Below are 19,584 nucleotides of genomic sequence, written 5' to 3' on the forward strand. Positions count from 1 at the left end.
AGGCCCCGTCCCACCCGGCAAGGGTGGGGCGGGGTGGAGGTGGTTCATGCAACAGGCATCGGTTCAGCAACAGGTTCAGCACGGCGGCAGCCTGCGTTTCAACGGGATCGGCAAAACCTTCCCCGGTGTGAAGGCGCTGTCAGACATCAATTTTGAAGCTCGGCCAGGCAGCGTCCACGCGCTGATGGGCGAGAACGGCGCAGGTAAATCGACGCTGCTGAAGATTCTCGGCGGCTCGTACCAGCCCAACAGCGGCGATCTGCAGATCGGCGATCAGCATCTGGCGTTCAAATCCACCGCAGACAGCATCGCGGCCGGCGTCGCGGTGATTCACCAGGAACTGCACCTGGTTCCGGAAATGTCGGTGGCGGAAAACCTGCTGCTCGGTCACATGCCCAATCGCTGGGGCATGATCAACCGTCGGGCCATGGTTCGTCGCGCGCGGGAGCTGCTCAAAGGCCTGGCCGACGAGATCGACCCGACCACGCGCCTGGGTGATCTCTCCCTGGGGCAGCGGCAACTGGTGGAAATCGCCAAGGCCATGTCGCGCAATGCCCACGTCATCGCCTTCGACGAGCCCACCAGCAGCCTCTCGGCGCGGGAGATCGATCGGCTGATGGCGATCATCATCCGGCTGCGGGACGAAGGTCGGGTCATTCTCTATGTCTCTCACCGCATGGAAGAAATCTTCCGCGTCTGTGACGCCGTGACCGTGTTCAAGGACGGCCGCTTCGTCCGCACCTTCGAGGACATGGCCGATCTGGACCATGACCGCCTGGTGACCTGCATGGTCGGGCGCGACATCCAGGACATCTACAACTACCGGACCCGCCAACATCAGGGACCGAGCCTGCGAGTGACCGGCCTGATGGGCCCGGGCCTGCAGGAGCCCGCCAGTTTTGCGGTGGAGAAGGGCGAGATCCTCGGCTTCTTCGGCCTGGTCGGTGCCGGTCGAACGGAGATGTTTCGCATGCTCTCGGGGCTGACGCGCAGTCAGGCCGGAACCTTGCAGTTGGAAGGCAAGCCGCTGAACCTGCGTTCGCCTCGGGACGCCATCGACGCCGGCATTCTGTTGTGCCCGGAAGACCGCAAGAAAGAAGGCATCGTGCCGCTGTCCAGCGTCGCCGAAAACATCAACATCGGCGCGCGGCCTCGGCACGTCAGCCTGGGTTGCCTGATCCAGGGGCGCTGGGAGCGTGACAACGCCCGGCATCAGATCAAGTCGATGAACGTCAAGACGCCTTCGCCTGAGCAGCAGATGCTGTTTCTGTCAGGTGGCAATCAGCAGAAGGCGATTCTGGGGCGCTGGCTGTCGATGCCCATGAAGGTCCTGCTGCTGGACGAGCCCACCCGCGGCATCGACATCGGCGCGAAATCCGAGATCTATCAGATCATCCACAACCTCGCCGCCCATGGCATCGCGGTCATCGTGGTGTCCAGCGACCTGATGGAGGTTATGGGGATTTCCGATCGGATTCTGGTCATGAGTGAAGGCGCCATCACCGGCGAGCTGTCCCGCGAAGAGGCTAATGAACAGCGTCTTCTGCAACTGGCATTGCCGCGTACGCGCGGTTGAACCTGGCTATGAACACTGGCTATGAAAAATAAGAACGAGGTGCGTATGTCTACCGAATCCAGCCTGACGGCTCCCCGCCAAGGCATGAATCTGCGTCGATTCGTCGACGACTGGGCCATGCTCATGGCCGCCCTGGGCATTTTTGTGCTCTGTGCGCTGCTGATCGACAACTTCATGTCGCCACTGAACATGCGCGGCCTGGGCCTGGCGATTTCCACGGTCGGCATCGCCGCGTGCACCATGCTCTACTGCCTGGCCTCCGGGCATTTCGACCTGTCGGTCGGTTCGGTGCTGGCATGCTCTGGCGTCATTGCCGGGATCGTGATTCGCGACACCGACAGCGTGTTTCTGGGCGTATCGGCGGCGCTGGCCATGGGTTTGCTGGTCGGGCTGATCAACGGCATCGTCATCGCCAAGCTGCGCATCAACGCGCTGATCACCACACTGGCGACCATGCAGATCGTCCGGGGCCTGGCCTACATCTTCTCCAACGGTAAAGCGGTGGGCGTTGGCGACGAGGCCTTCTTCGTGTTCGGCAACGGTCAGCTGTTCGGCGTGCCGGTGCCGATCCTGATCACGATCGTGTGCTTTGTATTCTTCGGCTGGCTGCTGAATTACACCACCTACGGCCGCAACACGCTGGCCATCGGTGGCAACCAGGAAGCGGCGTTGCTGGCAGGCGTTCACGTCGACCGGACCAAGATCATCATCTTCGCCGTGCACGGCTTGATTGGCGCGCTGGCCGGCGTGGTGCTGGCCTCGCGCATGACCTCGGGTCAGCCCATGATCGGTCAGGGCTTCGAGCTGACGGTGATTTCCGCGTGCGTACTGGGCGGGGTGTCCCTGAGCGGCGGCATCGGCATGATTCGCCATGTCATCGCCGGGGTGTTGATTCTGGCAATCATCGAGAACGCCATGAACCTGAAGAATATCGACACGTTTTACCAGTATGTGATTCGCGGCACGATCCTGTTGCTCGCGGTGATCATCGACCGGTTGAAGCGTCGCTGATTCGAAGTCCTCAGTCGTTTGCTGTGTGGGGAGGTGTCCCCCACACAGCCTCATCTCCTGCGAAGCCGCCCTATACCAGCTTCGAGGTCTCGAAGATCAACTTCATAGTGGCTTGGGCCAGCGACTGCGCTTCAACCCGGATCGTCTCCAGCTGCACCTTTGCCTCGCTGAACCGGGCGTCGTGGTTGCGCACTTCGATGAGTTGCGTCAGCTGCAGCGATGCCTCAATGAGTCCGTATAAATTACGGTGCAGCTGATGGGTGACTTTGGTCAAATGGGGATAGACATCCGGCCTTTCCTCAGGATCGATCACCAGTGATCTGTTTACTGCGTCCGGCGATGCTCTGTTGCCACTCATGACGTAGTTCAGGTCGACACCGGCCTCGGCGATGCGTAGCAGATAATCGGCTTTCGGCGACCGGGTGCCATTCTCGTAATTACCCTGCGCGTTGGTCTCGACGCCTCCGATTGCGCCCAATGCGCTCTGTGACAGCTTCAGTCTGTTGCGTTCCTGCCTGAGTCTCAGGCCAATGCCTTTCATGTGCTCAACTCCATTTGACGATCCCTGACATTAAGCTGCTGGTTGCGACTTCCTGGATCGACTCGACAGGAGCATGAGCAGATCAACGCAAACGGGTGCAGCTTAGGCGGTTTTATCTATTCACTCCGAACAATACTGCCATCCGGTGGGAAAGAGGATCCAAACATACCGGCTTGTAGGAGTTTTCTCAAACAGTTGTATGATAACTATCCCAATGAAGACTTTTTGATGTCACTTGCGGGCGTTTTTGAATAGTGTCCTGAGAAAAGGGCGGGTCGGCGAACGGCCGGGGCTTGGAGCCCCGGCTTTTTCGATGTCAGGACGGGCAGCGGGCGTCGGATTGGCGCGCCCATTGTGTGGCGGTGCGGGCGATGGTATCGGCCAACGTCGAGACAGCCTTCTGGTGTGCGACCACCAGACTTTCCATGCCGGTGCCCGCCGGTTGCCGAATGACGCTGCTGCAGGTGAGGGTCTGCCGCTTGCTACCCGGACCGGCACCGCTGCCGCGCAGGCTCAGGTTCCAGACCACGTCGATCAGTGCGTATTGGTCCAGTACCGACTCAAAGCGACGTACGTCAGTGCGAACCGACAGCACTGGCTGGTCACTTTGTTTAGGCAAGCCCGCCAGGTCTCGGGACCCGAAGCGGCGTTCGAGCTGGCCGGTCAACGCGTCATGGAACTCATCGCCCAACGGCGCGCCCCAGCGCTCATTCTCCAGAATCGCCAGACTGCCGTTGCCCTGGCGGATGACCAGCGGCGGCTGATCGACCTGCACCGCCATGAGCACCGCCTGCATTTCAAACTGGAAGGGCGCCGGACTTGCATTCCCCGGAGCCTGGGTCGCGGGCGCGATCAACGTGTAGTAATGGGTTGGCGTGGAAGCACAGGCTGTCACCCCCAGCACGCAGGCCAGGGCAAGAAGAGAGTTACGCAAGGTCATTGAGCAGGCTCCGGAGCGATTTCGCGGGAAGAGGAAGATCCTTTGTACGAGCCTGGCGCCGCATCGCCGGTGCGACCGCGAATCAGGGATTCGGGATGGCGGCTGAGGAAGTCGGTCAACACGCGAACCGAGCGCGCCGTGCGCTGGACTTCGTCCATGGCCTGACCCAGTTGCTGACGTGCTGGCGAGTCATCCGACAGCGCTTCGTTGGCCGTGCCCAGGGTTTTCTGCGCTTGCTGCAAGGCGCCGCGCATCTGAGGCAAGACGTCGCTGTTGACCTGCTTCATGGTTTTCTGAAGTTCGATCAGGCTGCCGTTGAGGTTCTTCGCCAGGTCGTCGAGGGGGATTTTGCCGAGCTTGTCGACGAACGCCTGCAACTGCTCCTGCAGTTTGTCGAAGCTGCCGGGCACTGTCGGGATCTCCAGCGGCCGTGCCTTGGCGTTGTAGGCAACCTTCGCCGCTTTCGGATCGAAATCCATCGCGACGTAAAGCTGGCCGGTCAGCAGGTTGCCGGTGCGCACCTGCGCCCGCAGTCCGCGCTCGACGAACTGGCCGAGGATCCTGGAGGTCTGTTCTTCGTCATCGCCACCGCCGGCCTGCTGCTTCAGCTTGTCATTGGCTGCGCCCAGACGTTGCGGATAGATCACCGCGCCAACGATGCCGGGGAACGTGCCCGTCGCCGGGTCGTAATCGAGGTCCACCGACACGACGCGGCCCACGTTGACGCCGAGGAAGTCCACCGGCGCATTGACCACCAGGCCGCGCAGCGACTGGTTGAAGCGCATGCGGATGTATTTGGGTTCGCCATCGGGCGGCGCCAGTGCAGTGGCCTGGTCTTCGAACAGTTTGAATTCGGCGTTGCCGTTTGCTGGCTTGGCGTCCGGGCTGTATTTGGGTTCGCGGAAGGCGATACCGCCGGAGAGGATCGAGGCCATGGACTGGGTCGACACTTTCAGGCCCGAAGCACCGAGGGTGACGTCTACCCCGCTGGCGTTCCAGAAGCGTGAATCGTCGAGGACGAATTGATCGTTTGGCGCGCCGACGAAGATTTCGACGTCCACGCCCTTGCCGTCCTTCGCCAGTTCGTAGGCCACCACCTGACCCACCTGAATGCGGCGGAAGTACACCGGCGAGCCGATGTCCAGAGAGCCAAGGTCGTCGGTGTGCAGAATGAAGCGCTTGCCTTTCTCGCCGAAGGTCACGGCCGGCGGGGTTTCCAGACCGGTGAAGTCTTTTTTGGTTTCTTCCGAGCTGCCGGCGTCAGCGCCGATGAAAGCACCCGACAACAGGGTGTCGACGCCGGTGACGCCGTGGGCGCCGATGCGCGGACGCACCACCCAGTACTGCGTGTCGGCGCGGGTGAAGGGCGCGGCCGACTGGTTCAGGTCGATGCTCGCCAGCACGTGGGTGCGGTCATCGCTGAGTTCGATGTCGGTGACCATGCCGATGACCACGTTCTTGTACTTGACCTGGGTTTTCTTGGCTTCCAGACCCTCGGCCGTGAGGAAGCTCACCACCACTTTGGGGCCGACGTTGAGGAAGTCATGAACCACCATCGACAGGCCGATCAGGGCTGCGACGATCGGCACCAGCCAGACCAGCGAAACGCGCACCTTGCGGGCCTTGACCTGCGGTCGGGTCGGCGGGGAGGGGGGTAGGGTGTTATCGGACATCTTCAACCTCTGCGTCCCAGATTAGCCGGGGATCGAACGTCATGGCGGCAAGCATGGTCATCACCACCACCAAACCAAAAAACAGAATGCCAAGGCGCGGCTCGATGGTGCTGAGCCCGCGAAACTGCACCAGCGCTGCCACCAGCGCCACCACCAGCACATCGAGCATGGACCAGTAGCCGATCAGTTCAATGAAGCGGAACAACCGCGAACGCTCGCGCATCGCCCAAGTGCTGCGGCGCTGGCACGTGATCAGTAACAGCCCCAGCACCAGAAACTTGATGCAGGGCACGACCACACTGGCGATGAAAATCAGAATGGCGATGTCCCACGAGCCGCCTTCGGCGAACTCGATGACCCCGCTCATGATGGTGTTCTCGCTGCTGCTGCCGAGCATGGTCGTGTACATCACCGGCAACAGGTTGGCCGGGAGGTAGAAGATCAGCCCCGCAATCAGAAAGGCCCAGGTCCGCGTCAGGCTGTTGGGCTTGCGCCGATGCACCGGTGAATCGCAGCGCGGGCATTCATGGGCGTCTTCCGGGCAGACGTAACTGCAGATGTGACACAGGGTGACGTTGTACTCGCGGGCGTAGGGAATGCCGTTCATTCAGGTCCGACTCCCAATTCGTCCCACAGACGGCGGATGTCTTTGCCAGCGATCAGTACGATCAGCACCATCAGCATCGCCATGGCCCAGAGGCCGACGCCCGCGTGCACGTCCAGCATGCCCGCCAGTTTGACGATGGCCACCAGAATCCCCAGCAGGCACACCTCCAGCATGCTCCAGGGCCGCAAATGTTCGAGGGTGCGCATGCATATCTTGAAGCCGGGGGCGATCTCGCCGCGATGGGCGTGGGCGAGTACCCAGAACAGCAAGGCAATCTGCAGCGCTGGCGCGAGAATGATGGCCAGTCCCGCGACCAGCGCGATCAGTGTGATCTGCCCCTGGGCCAGCGCCTGAACCGATCCCCACAGCGTCACCTCGTTGTGCAGGCCCTGCATGCTGATGCTGATGACCGGGAATACGTTGGCGAAGATGAACAGGACGCAGGCGGCGATGGTCAGGGCGAGCAGTTGCTCGACGGTCATCCGGTGACTGCGGCGAAGAATCGCGGCGCAGCGCAGGCAGTAGGCAGCCTCGCCTTTGTTCAGGGGCAGGGCCTCATAGACCGAGTCGCAATGCTCACAGATGATCCACTGATCGGCGCGGGTCTGCGCCTCGGCGATCGCTGGAGCGGGCGGCTGTCCGAATGCATGAGCCTGGCGGTGAGGGGTGTCAGTCATCGGCGCGGGCGTCGCGGGAGTCATGGGTGTGTTCACGATAGATCGGCTTTCGTGGATTGCGCGCCTGGGTGGCGGGCTGGCAACGATACACTGTCGGCGAAGCGCAGGCTCGCATTAGCTGAAGTGAACGCCATGAAGGGTACGCCTGGGAAATGACTTGAGAGATTGACCACAGTGCCATCATCGGGTTCGGTTATTTGTGGAGCGGGCAGCAAACTTTTCAGGGCTTTGTGAGCGGGGAGGCTTGAATGCGGGTCCACTGCTGCAGCCCGGCGGTGTAGCGTCGGGCCGTTACAACTCCCGCCTGTCTGCGGTGATAGACTCCCGCCACTTCAAACGAGGAGCGACAGACGTGCGCAAGATGGCAATGATGGTGGCGGTGTTGATGCTGGCGGGTTGTGATGGTGGCAAGCCGGCGACGCCCGCCCAGGTTCCGAGCACTGATTCGACCGCGGAAGCACCGACGCCGGCTTCGCAGCAATGGACCATTCGTGTCCATTTGAAAGAAGCGCTGAGCGACATGACCTACTGGCTGGTCGAGCACCATTACCCGTCTTACGTGGTGAAGGTCGATGGCAGGGAAGTGGTGATGATCGGACCGTTCGAGTCTCAGGCGGATGCCGAGAAGGCCAAGACAGAGATCGATGCCGCGATGGTCAAGGGCCATCGCCTGTCACAGCTGGAAGTGATCGCGCCGAGGTCTTGAGGGTTTGAAGCCGGTGGCATCACGCGACGCCCCGGCCAAATTCAATCTTGCTACCAGGTCAGACGTCGTTAATCAACGACGGCCCAGCAACAGACCCACCACCAGACCAAAGCCTGCCGAGACTGCCACGGTCTGCCATGGGTGGCCGCCGATGTAGTTTTCGGTGGCATCAACGGCTGGCTTGGCGCGTTCGCGCACGCTGCCCACGGATTCCAGCGCCTGCTTGAGTTTCTGGCTCAGTTGCGCACGCACGGTATCGGCTTCTTCGCCGACCAGGGAGGCGCTGTCTTTGAGCAGTTTGTCGGACTCTTCAATGAGGGCGGCCAGTTCGCTGAACGCTTGATCCTTGATCTGTTCGACAGCGGCGTTTTGGGCAGCAGTTTTACGAGCCATGGCAAATTTCCTTTCAGTGGTTATGGCAGTGTGCAATGGAGTTTTGAGCGCCTGAAAAGTTGCAGCGCTTTTCCCCCAGCCGGCAAAAAGTACGCGTAATGGGGTCGGGATTCACGGTCGGCGGGTGTAAGATGCTGACGTTTTTCGAGCCCGTCACCGGCTCCGTTTATGCGTTTCGTTTTGACCACCGAGGTACATACCATGAGCTACAACCTGGCCAATAAAACCCTTCCGGAACGTGCCGCGATCGAGGACGAAAAGTCCCGCCTGTTCGATCTGTGGCAGAGCAATCTGGGCAAGGCCAAAGGTGACGCCGCCCGGCTGATGGGCGAACGGGCCAAGCGCAAGGGCAAATGGTCGGAGTGGGTGCGCGGTGAGCTCGACGCCATGTCGCCGCCGGAGTACGCCAACATGGTGCGCGCCGAGGTCAATCGACTGGTGGCAGCGGCGCGGGGGTAGGTTTCGGTTTAGCCCGTCGGACGCCTTCCCGGCTAAAGCCGGTCCCACTAAAACCGTAAAGCCGGTCCCACTGACAGCGTACGGCTACGGCCTGGCCGCTGCGCTCACGTCAATGCGTTTGGGCAGCAAATGGTTTTCGAAGAACAGATCGGCCGTCTGCTGCTGCGCCGCAATGATCTGCGGGGTGATCGGCAGGATCGGTGAGGCAGGGCGGTTGTCCATGTAGCGGGCTATCACCGCCTGGGGCAGCCCCATCGACCGCGTCAGCACGTCCAGGCTCAGCTGCCGCTGGCTGCGGGTCAGCGCTTCGGCATTCGTCAGCTGTTCAAGCAATGCGTTGATGAACGCCCCGTGCCCACTGGCGTACGAACGTCTGGCCGTGTAGATCGGCCCGGACAGTCCCAGGTCGGTGCCGTCCGCCAACAGCCGGGCGCGACCGCCGCTCAGGGCCAGCGACGAAAACGGTTCCCAGATCGCCCAGGCATCGACGCTGCCTTGCTCAAATGCCGCGCGGGCATCGGCCGGGCTGAGGTAGACCGGCTGAATGTCCGTGTACTTCAACCCGGCATGGTTCAGGGCGCGGAGGATCAGGTTGTGCGAGCTGGAGCCTTTCTGGAATGCCACCTTTTTGCCCTTCAAGTCCGCCACCTGATGCAGCGGGCTGTCGGCCGCGACCAGCAGGGTTTCAGCCTGCGGCTTGGCGGGCTCGGCGCCGATGTAGAGCAGATCGGCGCCGGCGGCCTGGGCGAACAGCGGCGGAATGTCGCCGGTGGAGCCCACGTCCAACGCCCCGATATTCAACGCCTCCAGCATCTGCGGCCCGGCCGGGAATTCGATCCACTGCACGTGGGTATTCGGGAAGCGCTTCTCCAGCAGCCCCTGTTCCTTGGCCAGCACCAACGCAATCGAGCCCTTCTGATACCCGATGCGCAACTCGGCCGGGTCGGATGAGTCGGCTGCGGACGCGACGTTCGCGCAGGCCAGGTTGATCCCGATCACGGCCAGCAATGCGCTGCCCAATGTGCGCAATGTCTTCATCCTTTCAAACCCTCTTGGTTTCTGTGTGCAGGGCGATGGCCTGGCGGCGCGCTGAAGCGGTTGGCCGGACGCGGCAAACCCAGGTGCTCGCGCAAGGTGCTGCCGGTGTAGTCCTGTCGGAACAAGCCGCGCCGCTGCAGCTCCGGAATCACCTTGTGCGCGACGTCTTCCAGCCCGCCCGGCAAGTGCGGCACCAGCACGTTGAAGCCGTCGGCCGCGCCCTGCTCGAACCATATCTGCCACTGATCGGCGATCTGACTCGGGGTGCCGACCACACTGAAGTGGCCTCGACCGCCGGCGATTTTTCGTCCTAGCTGGGCCAGGGTCAGGTTCTCGTCCTGCGCCAGTTGCGAGAGCAGGGCCTGGCGGCTTTGCTGGCCGCTCCGGGTCAATGGCAGCGCGGGCAAGGGTTCGTCCAGCGGGTAACCCGAGAGGTCGAAATTGCCCAGCATTCTTCCCAGTAACGCGACACCCACGCGGGGCTCAACCAGCGCCTGGAATGCCTCGAATTTGTCCCGGGCCTGGGCCTCGCTGTCACCGACGACTACGAACATGCCGGGCATAATCTTGAGCGTGTCGGGGTCTCGGCCGAACCCGACGGCCCGAGACTTCAGGTCTTGATAGAACGCCTGGGCAGCGGCCAGCGAAGGCTGAGCGGTGAATACCACTTCGGCAGTCTGCGCCGCCAGCGTGCGACCGGCCTCCGACGAGCCGGCCTGAACCACCACCGGCTGACCCTGGGGCGAGCGGGCCACATTGAGCGGGCCTTTGACCTTGAAGTGCTCACCCTGATGATCCAGCACGTGGAGGCCGTCAGGGCGGTAATACGCGCCACTGGCCTTGTCCCGCACGAAAGCGTCGTCGTCCCAGCTGTCCCACAATCCGGTCACCACCTGATGAAACTCCCGGGCGCGGCTGTAGCGCTCGGCGTGGTCGATGTGCTCGTCGCGGCCGAAATTCAGGGCTTCGGCGGCGGCATCCGACGTCACCAGGTTCCAGCCCGCACGGCCTCCGGACAGGTGATCCAGGGAGGCGAATTTACGGGCGATGTGAAAGGGCTCGTTGTAGCTGGTGGTGGCGGTGACGATCAGGCCGATGCGCTCGGTGACCGCACTCAACGCCGAAACCAGCGTCAGGGGTTCGAAGTGGTCCGAACGCGCCATGGAGCTGGCGGCGTCTCCCGTCGCGGCCGCCACGCTGTCGGCGATGAACAGCGTGTCAAACTTCGCTGCTTCGGCCACCTGCGCCAGGTGTTTGTAGTGCTTGAAGTCAAGGCCCGCGTTGGCCGGCACGTCCGGGTGGCGCCACGCCGCAACGTGGTGACCGGTGGCCATCAGGAACGCGCCCAGTTTCATCTGCCGGGGCTCAGTGTGTGTGTGGCGGGATTCAGTGCTCATTGCCGATGCCTTTCATGCAGTGTCCTTGTGACGGTTCGCCCATGTTCAGAAATCCTTGCGCACTTGCACGCCGAAGTAGCGCTCGTCGTCCCGTGGCACGGCGCGGTAGATGTAGCCCGTGCCGCTGGCAAGCAGGGGGGAATAGGATCTGTCGGTGAGGTTTTTCGCCAGCACCGCGACGCGCCAGCCATTGCTGTAATCGGCCACGGCTGCGCTGGCGTTCCACAGGCCGTAGGCGCCCTGTTTGGTGTCCGGGTTCTGGCTGATGTCGTACTGCACTTCGCTCTGCCAGCTGTAGTCAGTGCCCAGTTCGATGTCCAGCCCGTTGTCCAGCGGGATGGTGTAATCGGCGCGTACGTAACTTTTCCAGTCCGGCGCGTAGGGCAGCGTCTTGCCGTTCACGTCACAGGACGCCGCGGCGCCCGTCGGGCAGCTGAACTGGTCGATGCGCGCCTTGGTGTAGGCGATGGCGCCGGAGAACTTCAGGTTGCGTGTGGCCTGCAAGGCGTAGTCGGCCTCGACCCCTTCGGTGCTGACGCTGCCGGCGTTGATCAGCCGGGTCACCACCTGGCCCGCGACGCTGTCGAAGAAGTTCGCCTGATAGTTGCTGTACTCGCTGTGGAACACCGCGACGTTGGTGGTCAGGCGGTGGTTCCAGGTGGTGGCCTTGATGCCCAGCTCCCAGTTGTTGGAGGTCTCGGGTTTGAGGGCGCCGGTGTCCCGGGGCTGCATGTTGAAGAACACGTTGTAAGCCGGGCCTTTGTAGCCGCGCGAGTAGGTGAGGTAAGCCATGACCGAATCGCTCAGGTCATATTGCACGCCCAGCCGCCCGGACCAGCCGTCTTCGTCCACCGAACCGGAGCTGCTGGTGCCGGGCTGAATGCCGCTGACCGTAGTAGCGGACGTCGACACGCGGCGGTGATCGTATTCCAGGTCGTCGTGGGTCCAGCGCAGACCGGCGATGCCGCGAAACGCCGGGGTGAAATTCAGCGTGCTTTCGCCGAACACCGCGTAGCTGTCGCTGGTGGTGCTGTAGTCGGCGACGCCGGTGTTGGTCGCGGTGGGCGTGATCAGCGTGCGGCGGTAGCTTTCGTCGTCCTTGCCGTGCATGTAATACAGGCCGCCGACGTACTCGAGGAACTGCCCTTCCGGCGAGGCCAGTCGCAGCTCCTGGGAGTACTGATTGAAATCCAGATCGCCCTTGTCTTCGGTGCCGGGGAAGGCGGCGCTGACGTTGGCCAGTCGGTCGCCATCCTGCCACTGGGTGTTGTTCCAGCCGCGCCAGGCGGTGATCGAGGTCAGCGTGTAATCGCCCAGGTTCCAGTCCAGTTGCGCCGACAAGCCTTTGTTGATGTCGTCGACATGGCTGCGGTAGTCACTGACCAGATCGCGGTTGTCGTTGCTGGCGCGCACCGGCGACAGCGCGTTGGCGAAGGCAGGTGTCAGCGCTTGGCTGATGACCCCGTTGGGAGTGTCGTCATGGGACTGCATGTAGTCGCCGATGACCGTCAGTTTGACGTCTTCGTTGGGGGTGAACTCCAGCTTGCCGCGCGCGCCTTTGTGGTTGTAGCCGTTGACCTCCTGCCCGTTGGCCTTGTTGTGCACGTTGCCGTCGTAGGTGCCGAACAGGGTCGTGACCGAGGCTTTCAGCGTATCGGGAATCAGGCTGCCGCCAATGCCGAAACGGGTGCGGCTTTCATTGCCGCTGTAGTACGACTGATCGATGTAGCCGTGGGTCTCTGCGGTGGGCGCCTTGCTGACGATGTTCAGCACACCGGCCGAGGCGTTCTTGCCGAACAGCGTGCCTTGGGGGCCACGCAGGACTTCGATGCGCTCCAGGTCCAGCAGGTCCAGGGTCGCCTGGCCGGGACGCGCGTAGACGACGCCGTCCACCACCGTCGCGACAGTCGGCTCGACGCCCGGAGAGGTGGAAATGGTGCCGACGCCGCGCATGAACAATGAAGTGTCCTTGTTCGAGGCACCGGTGCGGAAATTCAGCGCAGGCACTTGCTGCGCGACGCTGGCGACGCCGTTGCGGTTGTCACGCTCCAGCTGTTCGCCGTCCAGTACCGTGACGGCGACCGGGACCTGCTGCAGCGGTTCTTCCCGGCGGGTGGCGGTGACCGTGACCGCCTGGAGGGTGGCGGTTTCGGGTGCTTGCTCCGCCATTGGCGACGCTGTGGACACGTCCGCGGCGAAGGCCGGCAGCGCACACAGCGCTAATGCCGTGGCAATGGCCTGACTAAGGTGACTCGGTGAATGGAACGCCCCGGTTTGTCGCATGATCGTTGCTCGCTGATGAATGCTTGTCGGAAGGTGGCTCTGCGGCCACTGGTGTGCTGCGCGGCAGAAAGGTGGGCATTCGCTCAAGCGAGTAGCTGATACTGTCAGTTAGCGCTAACATCGCCAGTATCGGTAATCGGCGAATAGACCGTCCAATACTGAAAAATCAGCTTTAAATAATCTCTGGTTATAACCAGGCTTTTGCCAGGAGCGGGCGTTTTGAGTGACACACCAGATCCCCCACGCAAGCGGCGCGGTGCCGGGCGCGTCACTCAGGACGCGGTTGCTCGCCACGTCGGCGTATCGACGATGACCGTGTCGCGCTATTTCAATCAGCCGGATCAGGTGTCCGACGAGCATCGTCAGCGCATCGCGGCCGCCGTTGCCGAACTGGGTTACGTGCCCAATCTGGTCGCCGGAGGGCTGGCGTCGGCCAAGGGCAGGATCGTGGCGATGGTGGTGCCGAACATCTCCGGGCCGATTTTTGCGGACACCATCCAGGGCTTCAGCGACACCCTGGCCCGGCACGGCTATCAGTTACTGCTGGCGTCGAGCTACTTCTCCACCGAGCAGGAAGAGCGAGCGATCCGCGCGTTTCTCGGCTGGTCACCCGCTGCGTTGGTGGTCACCAGTCACTTCCACAGTGAGGCCACGGAGAAGATGCTCGCGGCGACGGACATTCCGCTGATCGAAACCTGGGACTACCAGCCCGACCGCGCGCCGATCCAGATCGGCTTTTCCCATCACGAGGTCGGGGTCACTGGCGCGCGTTATCTGCTGCAGCGCGGCTATCAGCGAATTGCGTTCGTGCTCAACAGTGCGGCGGGGGACTTTAGCGCGCAAGAACGGTGCGCCGGTTATGTGCAGGCGCTGGGGGAGGCCGGGGTCAGCCCGCAGATTTTCACCCCGGCGGGCGATCTCGCGCCGTTCGAAGCCGGCAAGCAGGCGCTCACCGAGCTGATGCAGCGGGCCACGCCTCCCGATGCGATCTTCTTCGCCAACGACAACCTGGCTGCCGGCGGTTTGCTCGCGGCCCAGCGTGCAGGGGTAAGCATTCCGGGTGACTGCGCGATGCTGGGTTTCGGCGATTACCCCTTCGCCGAAATGCTCATGCCTAGCCTCAGCACGATCAAGCCGCCGGCGCTCCAGATCGGTGTGCTCGCTGCCGAGCGCGTGCTGCAACGGCTGGGTGTGATTGTCACGGACGAGGTCTTTCAGCGGTTGAATCTGCTGGAGTGCCGGTTGATCGGTCGGGAAAGTACCTAGCGACGTTCTGCCAATCCGCCATCACCAAGTGCCGCTGGCCGGTTTCGGCAGGTTCAGCGTGCCGCTGTCCTCGAAGCGCATCGTGCCGAACAGTCCGCCGGCCAGCTTGCCGTGCAGCTCGTAGGGCAGGTTGTCCAGGCGCTGCTGATCGGCAAGGCCCACCGCCTGGCGCAGTGCGGCAAAGGCTGACACGGTGACCGGCACCGTCAACACGCCTTCGGAGAACCGCCCGATCGTGCCTTTCTGGTCGCTCACGCCAGAGGCAAGCAAGCGGCCGTTGACGTCCAGATTCAGCGCCACACCGTCGTACTGGATGTCGGTGTCGTTAGGGTTTTGCAGGCGCAGCTTCACGGCGAAGCGGATTTCCAGATCCTGGCCGGGCAGGGGATCGATGCCCACTACGTTGATGTTCAGCGGATCGCGGTTGGGAAACAGCGCGCAGGCGCTGAGTGCGAGCACCAGGGTCAGGCCGGCGAGGAGGGTGCGGATCGGGCGTAGCGGCATCGGTGACTCCCGTGGCAGGCAGTTGGGGCGCAACACGCCCCTTCAAACGTCATGACGATTCAAGTGTGCGACCCCGCGCGTCGGGAGAGGTTCTGCGTCAGGTCCCGCGGCAGGGCTAGGGGGCGGATCCTGCAGCACCTTAAGCGTGGCAGCTTCCGGGTCGAATTCCGTGAGCTCCGGCTCCTGGTATTCCTCCGGTAGAAAGATGTTGAGGATGATCGCGCAGAACGCGCCGACGGTGATGGGCGATTCGAAAATGTTGTGCAGCGCCTTGGGCAGCTCGCGCAAAACCTCCGGCACGGCCGCGACGCCCAGGCCCATGCCCAGGGAAATCGCCACGATCAGCATATTGCGCCGATGCAGACCGGCCTCCGAGAGGATCTTGATCCCGGCCACCGCGACCGTGCCGAACATGATCAGCGTTGCGCCACCCAGCACCGGCTTCGGCATCAGTTGCAGCACCGCGCCGATGATCGGGAACAGGCCCAGCAGCACCAGAATCCCGGCGATGAAAAACGCCACGTAGCGGCTGGCCACGCCGGTCAGCTGAATCACCCCGTTGTTCTGCGCGAAGGTCACCATGGGCAGGCTGTTGAAGGTCGCCGCCAGCGCCGAATTCAGCCCGTCCGCCAGCAGCCCCGACTTGATCCGGCGGATGTACACCGGCCCGCTCACCGGCTGCTGAGAGATCATTGAATTGGCGGTGAGGTCCCCGGCGGCCTCCAGCGGCGACACCAGAAAGATCACCGCAATCGGGATGAACGCCAGCAGATCGAAGGAAAACCCGTATTTGAAGGGCACCGGCAGGCTCATCACCGGCACATGGGGCATCTGCGCGAAATCCACCCGGCCCATGAACCAGGCGACGGCGAAGCCCAGGGTCAGGCCGATGATGATTGCGCTCAGGCGCAGTAACGGAATATTGAACCGGTTGAGCACCACGATGGTGATCAGCACCAGGCCGGCCAGGCCCATGTTCGCCGCCGAACCCAGGTCGCTGGCGCCGAAGCCGCCGGCCATGTCGGTCATGGCCACTTTCAACAGCGACAGGCCCATCAGGGTAATGATCGTGCCGGTGACCACCGGGGTGATCAGCTTGCGCAATTTGCCGATGAACTGGCTGAGGGCGACCTCGACGAACGCTGCGCAGAAGCACACGCCGAAGATCGTCGAGAGGATTTCGTCGGTGCCGCCGCCGCGACTCTTGACCAGAAACCCGGCGCTGAGGATTACGCTGAGAAAGGAAAAGCTGGTGCCCTGCAGGCACAGCAGCCCCGAGCCAATCGGGCCGATGCGTTTGGCCTGAACGAAGGTGCCCAGCCCGGACACGAACAACGCCATGCTGATCAGGTACGGCACTTCACTGTCCAGCCCGAGCACGCTGCCGACGATGAGGGTGGGAGTGATGATGCCGACGAAACTGGCGAGCACGTGCTGTAACGCCGCAAAGATCGCGGCGGTGAAATGCGGCCGGTCATGCAGGCCGTAGATGAGGTCTGTTCTGGACGAGACTGAAGCAGAAGCCGAGCGGGTCGGGGCGCTGTTGCGGGGTGCGGTCATGGTTAGCCTGCCATTTTGTTTTTATGGGGTCATGGGCTTTGCGGATGACACATCTCCGACCGGTGCGGACATCTTGCCTTGCCGGTCAGGATTGCCGACTGTACAACATGTCCACACGCTTAAATACAGTTTGGTAGGAGATTGTGTACAAAGAGCAGGGCGGGGCATGGCAGTCGGTCGTGGGAAAAAGGGCGCGCAGGATGCCAGAAAACATTAACGCGGTCAGCGATCAATGTCGGGTGGTTCCAGGTAATGCTCACGGCGCTGAACCATCTTTTGCCGGAAGCCTCCATACTGTTGACCGCCAGGGTCGACCGCCATCAATGGTGACCGTCATCAGCCTGTCGAGTTTGTTCCGCAGTATCTCTGGACAAGGAGGTTTTTACTGAGGCGTCACAATGATTAACAGCACGGCACAGCAGTTCCCGTTGAGTGACTCGCAATTCGCATTGATCGCCCGGGCGCTGGCCGACAGCCGCCGCTTTCGGATTCTGGTTCAGATCGGCGACAGTGAACAGGCGCTGCCCTGCGCCGAAGTGCTGAAGATCCACCCCGTCAGCGCCGCGACCGTTTCCCATCACACCAAAGAGCTCGAGCGCGCCGGCCTCATCGCCACCCTGCGCGAAGGCAAATACGCCAGCTTCATGATCCAGCGCGAGGTACTGCACGCCTACGCTCGGCAGCTGATGCTGATCTAACACGCCCCGCGTCGTCTGCAGGACGCGGAGCGTCCGGGGCGGTGTTACCACGCGGAGCGTGGGAACCATCAACATCTTTGGTGAACAAACCGGCCTCTTCCCGGCTAACGCCGGTCCTACTAAATGCATCGCATGCATCCAGCAGGATTGGCGTCGACTGTAGGACCGGCTTTAGCCGGGAAGCCCTTGATCTGCTTTTGATCTTGATCTTCATACACAAGAGGCTCAGTCACCGCCAATCGCGAGTTTCATGTTCAGCGCCATTGAAAACGGCCTCGTCAGCCCCTATCTCTGAGGATGTCCCGCAACCGATCCAATCCGATCGCGAGCGGCGCGCATCCGGCAGGTTCAGCGCGCCTTTCTTCCCTCCGCCTCCCCGCGAGGCGCATCTGGAGTTCCCCATGTACCCAGACGTTCAGCTCTACATCGATGGTCAATGGCGTGCCAGCTCAGACGGCCGCACCCTCGATGTCATCAACCCCGCCGACGGCGAAACCCTCGGCACCGTGGCCCACGCCGACATCGCCGATCTGGACCAGGCGCTGGCAGCGGCCGAACGCGGCTTTGAAACGTGGCGCAGCACCCCGGCCTACGACCGCTACAAAATCATGCAAAAGGCCGCCAACCTGCTGCGCGACCGCGTCGATCACATCGCCAACATCATGACCCAGGAACAGGGCAAGCCCCTGGCCGAAGCGCGCATGGAAACCCTGTCCGCCGCCGACATCATTGACTGGCTCGCCGAAGAAGGCCGCCGCGCCTACGGCCGTCTGGTGCCATCGCGCAACGTCTCGGTCGAGCAGAAAGTCATCAAGGAACCGGTCGGCCCGGTGGCGGCGTTCACGCCGTGGAACTTCCCGATCAACCAAGTGGTGCGCAAGCTGTCGTCGGCGCTGGCGGCCGGCTGCTCGATCATCGTCAAGGCCCCGGAAGAAACCCCGGCGTCGCCTGCCGAACTGGTCCGTGCGTTCGTCGATGCCGGCGTTCCGGCCGGCGTCATCGGCCTGGTATACGGCGACCCTGCGCAGATTTCCAGCTACCTGATTGCCCACCCGACCATCAAGAAAGTCACCTTCACCGGCTCGACCCCGGTGGGCAAGCAACTGGCAGCGCTTGCCGGTCAGCACATGAAGCGCGCGACCATGGAACTCGGCGGCCACGCCCCGGCGCTGGTGTTCGATGACGCCGATATCGACCTGGCCGCGCGCACGCTGGCCGGCGCCAAGTTCCGCAACGCCGGGCAGGTCTGCGTGTCACCCACGCGGATTCTGGTCCAGCGCGGGGTGTTCGATGAATTCGTCGAGAAGTTCGTCGGCCACACCCACGAGCTGAAAGTCGGCAACGGCCTGGAGCAGGGCGTGACCATGGGCCCGGTGGCCAACGAGCGACGCATCCCGGCGTTGAACGCGTTGATCAAGGACGCCAGCGACAAGGGCGCCAAGGTCCACGTCGGCGGCAAGGCCATCGAAGGACCGGGTTACTTCTTCCAGCCCACGGTCATCAGCGGGCTGACCACCGAAATGCGCATCATGAACGAAGAACCCTTCGGCCCGGTGGCGCTGCTGGTGCCGTTCGACACGGTCGAGGATGCCGTCAAGGAATCCAACCGCGTGCCGTTCGGTTTGGCGTCGTATGCGTTTACCTCATCGATGAAAACCACCCACATCCTCAGCACCCGCATCGAAGCCGGCATGCTGTCGATCAACCACCAGGGCATCGGCCTGGTGGAAGTGCCGTTCGGCGGCATCAAGGATTCCGGCTACGGATCCGAGGGCGGCACCGAAGCGATCGAGGCCTACCTGAACACCAAGCTGGTGACAGTGTTCAACGTCTAACCCACGCAGCCCCGTTGAAAAAAGAAACCCACCGTTTGGTGGGTTTTTTTTAGGTTGTCGCGGGTGCCGCGGGTGACTGCTTTTAGTTGTTGATCGTGCCCACGCTCTGCGTGGGCACGCGCCCTATGACGCTCCGCGTCATGTCGCTGGACGCGGAGCGTCCTGAGCGGTGTTACCACGCGGAGCGTGGGAACAATCAGGCTTGGGAAAATGACTGAGACCGCGAGTCGGATCCGCGATCCTGTGGGAGCGAGCTTGCTCGCGAAGGCTTGCTCTTACTCACTGAAGACAGTGGCTGACTGTTCCGGCCTCTTCCTGAGCAAGCTCAGTCCCACAGGTTCAGCGGCTGACACAGATCCCGTCACCCCCGCTGAACTCCCACGCACCCCGCGAACTCTGAACCCACAGATCACTTCCGAT

At 62.5% G+C, this 19,584-nt stretch carries 18 protein-coding genes; 7 read left to right on the forward strand and 11 right to left on the reverse strand.

Going from position 1 to position 19,584, the window contains the following annotated elements; genetic code table 11:
- Window positions 1-46: 46 nt before the first annotated feature.
- A complete protein-coding gene (araG, locus tag ABEH28_RS01555; protein WP_346628884.1) occupies window positions 47-1,576 on the forward strand; it encodes an L-arabinose ABC transporter ATP-binding protein AraG in 1,530 nt (509 codons plus the stop codon).
- Window positions 1,577-1,621: 45 nt separating this feature from the next.
- Window positions 1,622-2,587 (forward strand): L-arabinose ABC transporter permease AraH, encoded by a 966-nt coding sequence (araH, locus tag ABEH28_RS01560; protein ID WP_166650464.1) that lies wholly within the window; start codon window positions 1,622-1,624, stop codon window positions 2,585-2,587.
- Window positions 2,588-2,657: 70 nt separating this feature from the next.
- Here araH and ABEH28_RS01565 read toward each other — a convergent pair whose 3' ends face one another.
- The 5 genes from ABEH28_RS01565 to ABEH28_RS01585 form a co-directional block, all read right to left on the reverse strand.
- Entirely contained in the window at window positions 2,658-3,128 is a 471-nt protein-coding gene (locus ABEH28_RS01565; RefSeq protein ID WP_192172378.1) for a helix-turn-helix domain-containing protein, read from the reverse strand.
- Window positions 3,129-3,444: 316 nt separating this feature from the next.
- The gene (locus ABEH28_RS01570; RefSeq protein WP_282371910.1) at window positions 3,445-4,068 is read right to left on the reverse strand and encodes a PqiC family protein; all 624 of its coding nucleotides are present in this window, start codon (window positions 4,066-4,068) and stop codon (window positions 3,445-3,447) included.
- Window positions 4,065-5,741 carry an MlaD family protein gene (locus tag ABEH28_RS01575; protein ID WP_346628885.1) on the reverse strand — a complete coding sequence of 559 codons (1,677 nt, stop codon included), beginning with the start codon at window positions 5,739-5,741 and terminating at the stop codon, window positions 4,065-4,067. The genes ABEH28_RS01570 and ABEH28_RS01575 overlap by 4 nt, the downstream gene beginning before the upstream one ends.
- Entirely contained in the window at window positions 5,731-6,348 is a 618-nt protein-coding gene (locus tag ABEH28_RS01580) for a paraquat-inducible protein A (protein WP_192172381.1), read from the reverse strand. The genes ABEH28_RS01575 and ABEH28_RS01580 overlap by 11 nt, the downstream gene beginning before the upstream one ends.
- The gene (locus ABEH28_RS01585; protein ID WP_346628886.1) at window positions 6,345-7,049 is read right to left on the reverse strand and encodes a paraquat-inducible protein A; all 705 of its coding nucleotides are present in this window, start codon (window positions 7,047-7,049) and stop codon (window positions 6,345-6,347) included. The genes ABEH28_RS01580 and ABEH28_RS01585 overlap by 4 nt, the downstream gene beginning before the upstream one ends.
- Before the next feature lie 328 nt (window positions 7,050-7,377).
- Between ABEH28_RS01585 and ABEH28_RS01590 the strand changes: the two genes are divergently transcribed.
- Window positions 7,378-7,731, forward strand: a complete 354-nt coding sequence (locus ABEH28_RS01590) for a hypothetical protein (RefSeq protein WP_192172382.1) — start codon at window positions 7,378-7,380, stop codon at window positions 7,729-7,731.
- Between the two features lie 72 nt (window positions 7,732-7,803).
- Here ABEH28_RS01590 and ABEH28_RS01595 read toward each other — a convergent pair whose 3' ends face one another.
- Window positions 7,804-8,124: a DUF883 family protein gene (locus tag ABEH28_RS01595; protein ID WP_192172383.1), complete on the reverse strand. Its 321-nt coding sequence runs from the start codon at window positions 8,122-8,124 to the stop codon at window positions 7,804-7,806.
- Window positions 8,125-8,325: 201 nt separating this feature from the next.
- On the opposite strand from ABEH28_RS01595, the gene ABEH28_RS01600 reads away from it, so the two are divergent.
- Window positions 8,326-8,583 carry a hypothetical protein gene (locus ABEH28_RS01600; RefSeq protein WP_122534790.1) on the forward strand — a complete coding sequence of 86 codons (258 nt, stop codon included), beginning with the start codon at window positions 8,326-8,328 and terminating at the stop codon, window positions 8,581-8,583.
- Window positions 8,584-8,667: 84 nt separating this feature from the next.
- On the opposite strand, the gene ABEH28_RS01605 is transcribed toward ABEH28_RS01600, so the two are convergent.
- Genes ABEH28_RS01605 through ABEH28_RS01615 form a run of 3 tightly spaced genes read right to left on the reverse strand, consistent with a single transcriptional unit; the run spans window position 8,668 to window position 13,187 of the window.
- Entirely contained in the window at window positions 8,668-9,621 is a 954-nt protein-coding gene (locus tag ABEH28_RS01605; protein ID WP_346628887.1) for an aliphatic sulfonate ABC transporter substrate-binding protein, read from the reverse strand.
- The gene (locus ABEH28_RS01610) at window positions 9,618-11,018 is read right to left on the reverse strand and encodes an LLM class flavin-dependent oxidoreductase (protein WP_346628888.1); all 1,401 of its coding nucleotides are present in this window, start codon (window positions 11,016-11,018) and stop codon (window positions 9,618-9,620) included. Before ABEH28_RS01610 ends, ABEH28_RS01605 begins: the two co-directional genes overlap by 4 nt.
- Window positions 11,019-11,063: 45 nt before the next feature.
- Window positions 11,064-13,187 carry a TonB-dependent receptor gene (locus tag ABEH28_RS01615; RefSeq protein ID WP_346629181.1) on the reverse strand — a complete coding sequence of 708 codons (2,124 nt, stop codon included), beginning with the start codon at window positions 13,185-13,187 and terminating at the stop codon, window positions 11,064-11,066.
- Window positions 13,188-13,520: 333 nt separating this feature from the next.
- On the opposite strand from ABEH28_RS01615, the gene ABEH28_RS01620 reads away from it, so the two are divergent.
- Window positions 13,521-14,567: a LacI family DNA-binding transcriptional regulator gene (locus ABEH28_RS01620; protein WP_346628889.1), complete on the forward strand. Its 1,047-nt coding sequence runs from the start codon at window positions 13,521-13,523 to the stop codon at window positions 14,565-14,567.
- A 21-nt stretch (window positions 14,568-14,588) separates the two neighbouring features.
- Here ABEH28_RS01620 and ABEH28_RS01625 read toward each other — a convergent pair whose 3' ends face one another.
- Together ABEH28_RS01625 and ABEH28_RS01630 are read right to left on the reverse strand one after the other, a co-directional pair.
- On the reverse strand, window positions 14,589-15,071 hold the full coding sequence (locus tag ABEH28_RS01625) for an LEA type 2 family protein (protein WP_346628890.1): 483 nt from the start codon (window positions 15,069-15,071) through the stop codon (window positions 14,589-14,591).
- A 42-nt stretch (window positions 15,072-15,113) separates the two neighbouring features.
- Window positions 15,114-16,631 carry a nucleobase:cation symporter-2 family protein gene (locus tag ABEH28_RS01630; RefSeq protein WP_346628891.1) on the reverse strand — a complete coding sequence of 506 codons (1,518 nt, stop codon included), beginning with the start codon at window positions 16,629-16,631 and terminating at the stop codon, window positions 15,114-15,116.
- Window positions 16,632-17,029: 398 nt separating this feature from the next.
- On the opposite strand from ABEH28_RS01630, the gene ABEH28_RS01635 reads away from it, so the two are divergent.
- Together ABEH28_RS01635 and ABEH28_RS01640 are read left to right on the forward strand one after the other, a co-directional pair.
- Window positions 17,030-17,329 carry a helix-turn-helix domain-containing protein gene (locus ABEH28_RS01635; protein WP_346627805.1) on the forward strand — a complete coding sequence of 100 codons (300 nt, stop codon included), beginning with the start codon at window positions 17,030-17,032 and terminating at the stop codon, window positions 17,327-17,329.
- 401 nt (window positions 17,330-17,730) lie between these two features.
- Window positions 17,731-19,164: an NAD-dependent succinate-semialdehyde dehydrogenase gene (locus ABEH28_RS01640; protein WP_346628892.1), complete on the forward strand. Its 1,434-nt coding sequence runs from the start codon at window positions 17,731-17,733 to the stop codon at window positions 19,162-19,164.
- Window positions 19,165-19,584 lie beyond the last annotated feature (420 nt).

The organism is Pseudomonas sp. Ps21-P2 (assembly GCF_039672565.1).
Taxonomy (GTDB): domain Bacteria; phylum Pseudomonadota; class Gammaproteobacteria; order Pseudomonadales; family Pseudomonadaceae; genus Aquipseudomonas.